Annotated in this window: 2 protein-coding genes; both read right to left on the bottom strand. The window is 32.3% G+C overall.

Annotated features, from left to right (window positions below; all coding sequences use genetic code 11):
• Positions 1 to 29 precede the first annotated feature (29 nt).
• Entirely contained in the window at positions 30 to 269 is a 240-nt protein-coding gene (locus HMPREF9131_RS05550) for a hypothetical protein (protein ID WP_001080402.1), read from the bottom strand.
• 14 nt (positions 270 to 283) lie between these two features.
• Positions 284 to 1,243 (bottom strand): C40 family peptidase (locus HMPREF9131_RS05555; RefSeq protein WP_036744455.1); only part of this gene is annotated, 960 nt, incomplete at its 5' end.

Below are 1,243 nucleotides of genomic sequence, written 5' to 3' on the forward strand. Positions count from 1 at the left end.
GCCATAAAAAGGCTCTTAGTCTGTTCGTATTAAATTTCTTCATTATGAATGTTCTCCTTTTCTTTTAATTTTTCTTCTCTTTTTCTATCATTGATTTTCTCCATTAATTCTTCCAAGCTAATATTGTTTCTCCTAAGAGTTACAATGATTTCTTCATTTTCAACTTGTATTTCTTCATCGCAAATTTCCTTGTATTTTGCATTTAAATCTTTCAATTTCTCTTCTATTTTTTTCTTTTTATTCCTAATACTTATAAGTTTTCTGTTCACATAATATCTCCCTTCTATCTTGGTCTTCCAAAACCATAAAAGTGTGATTTCCAATATTTTGAATTTATTGATGTGTATTGAATTGGATCTCCTGCGTGAATCATCATTCCGTTACCTGCGTATATTCCTACGTGAGATATTGGTGTTCCACTGTTATATGTTGAGTGGAAAAATATAATATCTCCAGGTTGAGCTTCACTTGGACTTACTGGATTACAATAGTCTTTGTATATTCTCCATGCAGTTGTTCTTGGCATACTCTTTACACCAGACTTTGTGAATGACCAACATACAAAACCTGAACAGTCAAAGTTAGATGGTCCACTTGCTCCAAACACATATCTTTTGCCTATATGTTTTTCTGCTTCATTAAAAAGAGCCTTGGCAGTAGCTGAATCAAAAGCAAGCCCAGGATTTCCAAAGTTTGGATTGTCTACTATTTCTCCTAAGTCACCGTTACCTGATCCAAAAACATCTCCCATATTTCCCTTAGCTTCAAGAAGAGCTTCATAATGAACTACATTGTCTGGATAATCCTTAAATATTTCCCTAACAACTTCATCCATTTCTTTTTTCTTTAAAGTTACAATTAACTTTTTATATTCGTACTCTTCTTTTTCATAGCTAGTATAAGGATTACCACGACTATCATATCTAGTTCTTGCTACTGTTCTTGTTCTAATCTCAATCTCTTCTTTAAAATCAAGCTTATACATCTTATCGAAAAGTTCTTTTAAAATTCCTTTTACTTCAGACGCTGATTTTACTTCTCCACATCTTGAAGTTATATAGGATAAAAGTTCGTGGGTATTATGACCAATTTCTCCTTCTTTGTTTATGATATATTCGTCATATCCAGGATGACTTGTTTTTACACTTTCGATTTGTGATTGTAGGTCATATTCCATTGATGAAAATTCTTGATTAACTTCACTTAGAACTGTGTCTTGTGATAGGTATGTTGTTGTCATTAC

Origin of the sequence: Peptoniphilus sp. oral taxon 836 str. F0141, assembly GCF_000179335.1 — a bacterium.
Taxonomy (GTDB): domain Bacteria; phylum Bacillota; class Clostridia; order Tissierellales; family Peptoniphilaceae; genus Peptoniphilus_A; species Peptoniphilus_A lacrimalis.